This window comes from Thermus oshimai DSM 12092 (assembly GCF_000373145.1).
Taxonomy (GTDB): domain Bacteria; phylum Deinococcota; class Deinococci; order Deinococcales; family Thermaceae; genus Thermus; species Thermus oshimai.
Map to the genome: position 1 here is coordinate 1 of NZ_KB890615.1, position 4,504 is coordinate 4,504.

The window sequence follows — 4,504 nt, forward strand, 5'->3', positions numbered from 1 at the left end:
GATGGAGCGGTTTATCCGGGAGCTACGGCGGGGGACGAAGGTGCGGGACCACAAGTTTCCTAAGGAAGAGGCGGTGTACAAGCTTCTTTACCTGGAGTCGGAGAGGCAGGAAGGGAGGTGGGCAGAACGGAAACTAAAGGGGTTCTCGGAGGTGAAGGAGGTGCTGGAGAAGATGCTTCAGGAGCGGTATGCCCCCCGTACACAGACTCTTACACATAACTCTTGACACGACCGCTATTGAAGTTTGTAGAGGATTATCAACTTCAAGAGAATCAAGAGCCTTTGGTGTCCGTTGGTGAGCCCATAAAAGAGGAAGAGATTGAGCTAGTGGTTTATATGACCTTAAGCTGAAGCTTGGAAGGTTGACCAAGTGGGGGTAAGCCGGCGCATCCGGGAAGGGGTGAAGGCGGTGATCGAGAAGGTGCTGGAGGAGAAAATAACGGAGTACCTGGCCGCCCGCTACCGGGAACGCACCCCCCACTGGCGGTGAAGGTGAAGCCTGCTTCTTCCCCTTCCCTAAGCCGCACGTCCAGGACCAAAGCCTGGGGGGCCTGGGCGAAGAGGAGGTTCCAGGCCTCCTCTACCCCCTGGGCCCAGAGGACCCGGAAGCCAAACCCCGGGAGGGCCTCCACCAGGGAGCGGCCCAAAGCGGGGTCGTCCTCCAGAAGAAGGACCGTGCGCACAGGGTTTCAAAGGCCGAGCTGCTTCCTCAAAGCGAAGACCTGCTGGCCGGTGAGGGTCTTAGCCCGGGCGGCCTTGACCTCCGCGGGGGTGTAGGGCTTGAAGCCCTGGGGGGTCTTGTTGCCCCAGGCGGTGGCGATGTAGTTGAGGACGGCGGCGATCTCCTCGTCCTTGAGCTGGGCCCAGCTGGGCATGGCCCCGTTGTACTTTGCCCCCTTGACCTGGATTTCCCCCTGGAGGCCGTAGAGGACGACCCGGATCAGGTAGTCGCGCCCGTCCTTCTTGGCCAGGATCTCCGGAACATGGCCTGCAAGGGGGGGAAAGGCGCCCGGCATCCCCTGCCCTTTGGCCTGGTGGCAGGTGGCGCAGTACTGGCCGTAGACCTTCGCCCCATCCGCCTGGGCCAAGGCCAACCCCAACGCCAGGAAACCCGTCAAAAGCAGCCCCGCTTTTTTCATAGCCTTAGAATACTCCCCTCAAACCTGAAGGGAGGATGAAATCCCCGGGGCGTGGCGAGGAAACGTCCTCCTAGGGGTGGGTAGGGAGGGGCAAAGGGGAGAACGAAGAGGGCTAAGCGCAGGCGGGGCATCGCCTCCTCATCCTAGACCTTTGAGGAGGAGCCCTCCTAGTCCCTTTGGGGGTTTCGGCGTGAGCTCCTTTTTAGGTATGCCTAAAATAAGAGGGTGAGGTCTCGCAAGCCCCTCCTCCGCTACCTGGGCCCGGCCTTCCTGGTCTCCGTGGGCTACATGGACCCCGGGAACTGGGCCACCAGCCTCGAGGCCGGCAGCCGTTTCGGCTTCTCCCTCCTCTTCGTGGTTACCCTCTCCAGCATCCTGGCCATGTTCCTCCAGGCCCTGGCGGCCAAGCTGGGGGTGGCCACGGGACAGGACCTGGCGGAGCACATGCGGGCCCGCTACCGGGCCTGGCCCCTCCTCTTTGCGGTGGCCCTGGTGGCCATGGTGGCCACGGACCTGGCGGAGTTCATGGGGGTGGCCGTGGCCTTAAACCTCCTCCTCGGCCTGCCCCTGGTCCTTGCCGCCTGGCTTACGGCGCTGGACGTCCTCCTCATCCTCTACCTGGAACGGTTTGGGTTCAGGGCCCTGGAGCTCGTCGTCCTGGGCTTCGTGGCCCTCGTGGCCGGGGCCTACGTCCTCGAGGTGGCCCTGGCCCGGCCCGAGCCCCTGGCCCTCCTCCGCCACGCCTTCCTGCCGGACCCCACTCTGGCCCACCCCGGGGCCCTCTACCTGGCCCTAGGGATCCTCGGGGCCACGGTCATGCCCCACAACTTCTTCCTCCACTCCGCCCAGGTCAAGACCCGGCTGGGCTTGGCCCCCAGGGAGACGGTCTACCGCTACGCCTTCCTGGACACGATTCTTGGCCTCGGGGGGGCTTGGCTTGTCAACGGGGCCATCCTGGTGGTGGCCGCTGCCGTCTTCCACGCCGAGGGCCTGGTCATCGCCGACCTGGCCGAGGCCTACCGCACCCTCACCCCCCTTCTCGGACCCCTGGCCGCCTTGGCCTTCGCCCTAGCCCTCCTGGCCAGCGGCCTCGCGAGCTCCACCACGGGGACCCTGGCCGCCCAGCGGGTGGTGGAGGGCTTCCTCGGAGGGCGGGCCCAGGGAGCCAGAATCCGGCTCCTGGTCCGCCTTGCCGCCATGCTCCCCGCCAGTCTGGCCCTTACCCTGGGCCTCCCCGCCATGGGGCTCATCGTCCTCTCCCAGGTGGTCCTCTCCTTCGCCCTGCCCTTCGTCCTCTTCCCCTTGGCCCACCTCACAGGGCGGAGGGACCTCATGGGGGGCTTCGCCAACCGCCCCCTCGTGGCCCTCCTGGCCTGGGGGAGTGCCGGTGGGGTGGTCCTCCTTAACCTCTGGCTCCTGGCGCGGACTTAGCCCGTATGGCCGCCGGGGTGCGGTCGGGGTAGGGGCCTCCCCTTTAAAGACTTGCAAAACTTAAAAAGCGCTTTCAACCCTGCTCTTCCCCTGGCCCTGGCCTGCTCTTCCCCTGGCCCTGGCCGCCTTGGCCCAGCGGCCCACCCTGGAGGCCTGGATCATGCCCAACACCCCCAACGCCGTCGAGGACTTCAAGGCCTTGGTGGCCCCCTTTGAGCGGGACAAGGGGGTGGAGGTCAAGTCACCGCCCTGGACTGGGGCGTGGCCTGGACCCGAATCACCGCCGCGGCCACCAGCGGGGTGGGGCCGGACCTCACCCAGCTCGGCACCACCTGGGTGGGGGCGGTGAACGCCATGGGGGCCCTGGTTCCCTGGCCCCTCTACGTGAAGGAAAACGGGGCGGCCTACGAGGAGGTATGGCAGGGGGAGGAGGTTTTGGAGGGTCGGGCTTTGCTACATGGACTACCCCGCCCAAAGGCGCATCCCCAAGCCGAGCGCTTTCTGGTCCCACGCTTCCCGCTCCACCTAAGCTGCTGTCCAGCATGGAGCCGACCACAGGGAATCCCACATTCCGAACGCCCTTTTCAGCGATTTCTGGGTGTGTCGGCTTAAGCTGGGGTGGAGCTGCCCTTATTCCAGGGAGCCAGCCTCTTTTCGGTTCCCTCTCCACCTTGAACGCCTCCACTTCCTCAAGCCGGGGTTACCCTGAACGGGAGTAGTGGGCAAAAAGTAACCCTAAACCCTTTTGGGATGGACAACCGGTGGCAGGCTGAGGATTGGGAAGCCATGAAAGCTAAAGCGAAGCTATCCCTGGCCCTAGCCCTCTTCCTTGGGAGCCTGGTTCTTATGCAGGAGGTCCAGGTGGGGGTGCAGACCTCGGAGCACCCTGCCTTGGGGGCTTATCTGACCGATGGTCAGGGGCGGAGTTTGTATCTGTACACCCAGGATAGCCAGAACACCCCTACCTGCTACGACCAGTGCGCCCAGACTTGGCCACCCCTTTTGGTTAAGGAAAAAGCGGTGGCCGGCAAGGGGGTGGCCCCTAACCTGCTGGGCGTTGCCAAGCGCCGGGATGGAAGCCTTCAGGTGACCTATAACGGCTGGCCGCTTTACTACTTCGTCCGCGACCAGAAGCCGGGGGACGTCTTGGGCCAGGGGGTGGGCGGGGTCTGGTTCTTGGTTTCCCCGAAAGGTGAAGCCCTAAAGCCTTCGACAGACCAGCAACCTGCTGGAGCTCAGACGGATGCCCTCTTAGCCCAACTCAAGGCTGAGGGCGAGACTTTGTTTACTCGCGTTTGCGCTTCTTGCCACGGTGCCCAGGGCCAAGGAGGGGTTGGGCCAACTTTGCAGAACAATACTCGCCTCCAGGATGTTTCTTTCTTGGTTGAGGCCGTTACTAAAGGCCTGGGCTATATGCCTCCGGTTGCCGCCAACCTCACCAACCGGGAGGTCGCCGCGGTTCTCACTTTTGTGCGCACCTCCTTTGGGAATAGCTATGGCCTAGTTGATGAGGAAGAAGTGGCCAGGCTCCGCTAGCTCCGCAAGCTTCTAAAGGAGGTGAAACTGAGAAGAAAGGGGGTGAAACTGAGAAGGAGGTGAGACTGAACAAACTAAATTAGGGGGTTTGCGGCAAATGGGGTTTGGGCTTAGCTCTAGAAAGAGACCTTAGATTCCTTCGTGTGCTACTTGACCCCAACCCCTGGGGTGTGAAAAAAGAGGGGGTGCCATGCAGCAAGATCGTGAGCACCCCCTTTACTATCTTGACGCGGAAACCCTTCTGGTGGCTACCTACATTTGGGTGGATGACGAACTCAAGGCCTTGCAAGCTCAGGACTTCAAGCTCCCCCCAAAGCAAAAGCACCAGAAGGCTACCCTGGCCGAGCTCCTAACCCTCGCCATCTTTCTCCTTTTGCAAGGCCAAGACCTCGCCAAAG

General features: G+C 63.0%; 3 protein-coding genes and 2 pseudogenes. 4 read left to right on the plus strand and 1 reads right to left on the minus strand.

All coding sequences use genetic code 11. The features are described from left to right. Positions 1 to 226: pseudogene (locus B043_RS12340) on the plus strand (IS256 family transposase); the annotation flags it as partial. A 463-nt stretch (positions 227 to 689) separates the two neighbouring features. On the opposite strand, the gene B043_RS0107385 reads toward B043_RS12340, so the two are convergent. Further along, positions 690 to 1,139 carry a c-type cytochrome gene (locus B043_RS0107385; protein WP_018461489.1) on the minus strand — a complete coding sequence of 150 codons (450 nt, stop codon included), beginning with the start codon at positions 1,137 to 1,139 and terminating at the stop codon, positions 690 to 692. Between the two features lie 225 nt (positions 1,140 to 1,364). Here B043_RS0107385 and B043_RS0107390 point away from each other — a divergent pair, with 225 nt between their 5' ends. The 3 genes and pseudogenes from B043_RS0107390 to B043_RS12345 form a co-directional block, all read left to right on the plus strand. Further along, positions 1,365 to 2,570: an Nramp family divalent metal transporter gene (locus tag B043_RS0107390; RefSeq protein WP_018461490.1), complete on the plus strand. Its 1,206-nt coding sequence runs from the start codon at positions 1,365 to 1,367 to the stop codon at positions 2,568 to 2,570. A 786-nt stretch (positions 2,571 to 3,356) separates the two neighbouring features. Beyond that, positions 3,357 to 4,106: a c-type cytochrome gene (locus tag B043_RS0107405; RefSeq protein ID WP_169335134.1), complete on the plus strand. Its 750-nt coding sequence runs from the start codon at positions 3,357 to 3,359 to the stop codon at positions 4,104 to 4,106. A 190-nt stretch (positions 4,107 to 4,296) separates the two neighbouring features. Next, positions 4,297 to 4,504 (plus strand): annotated as a pseudogene (locus B043_RS12345) (transposase); the annotation flags it as partial.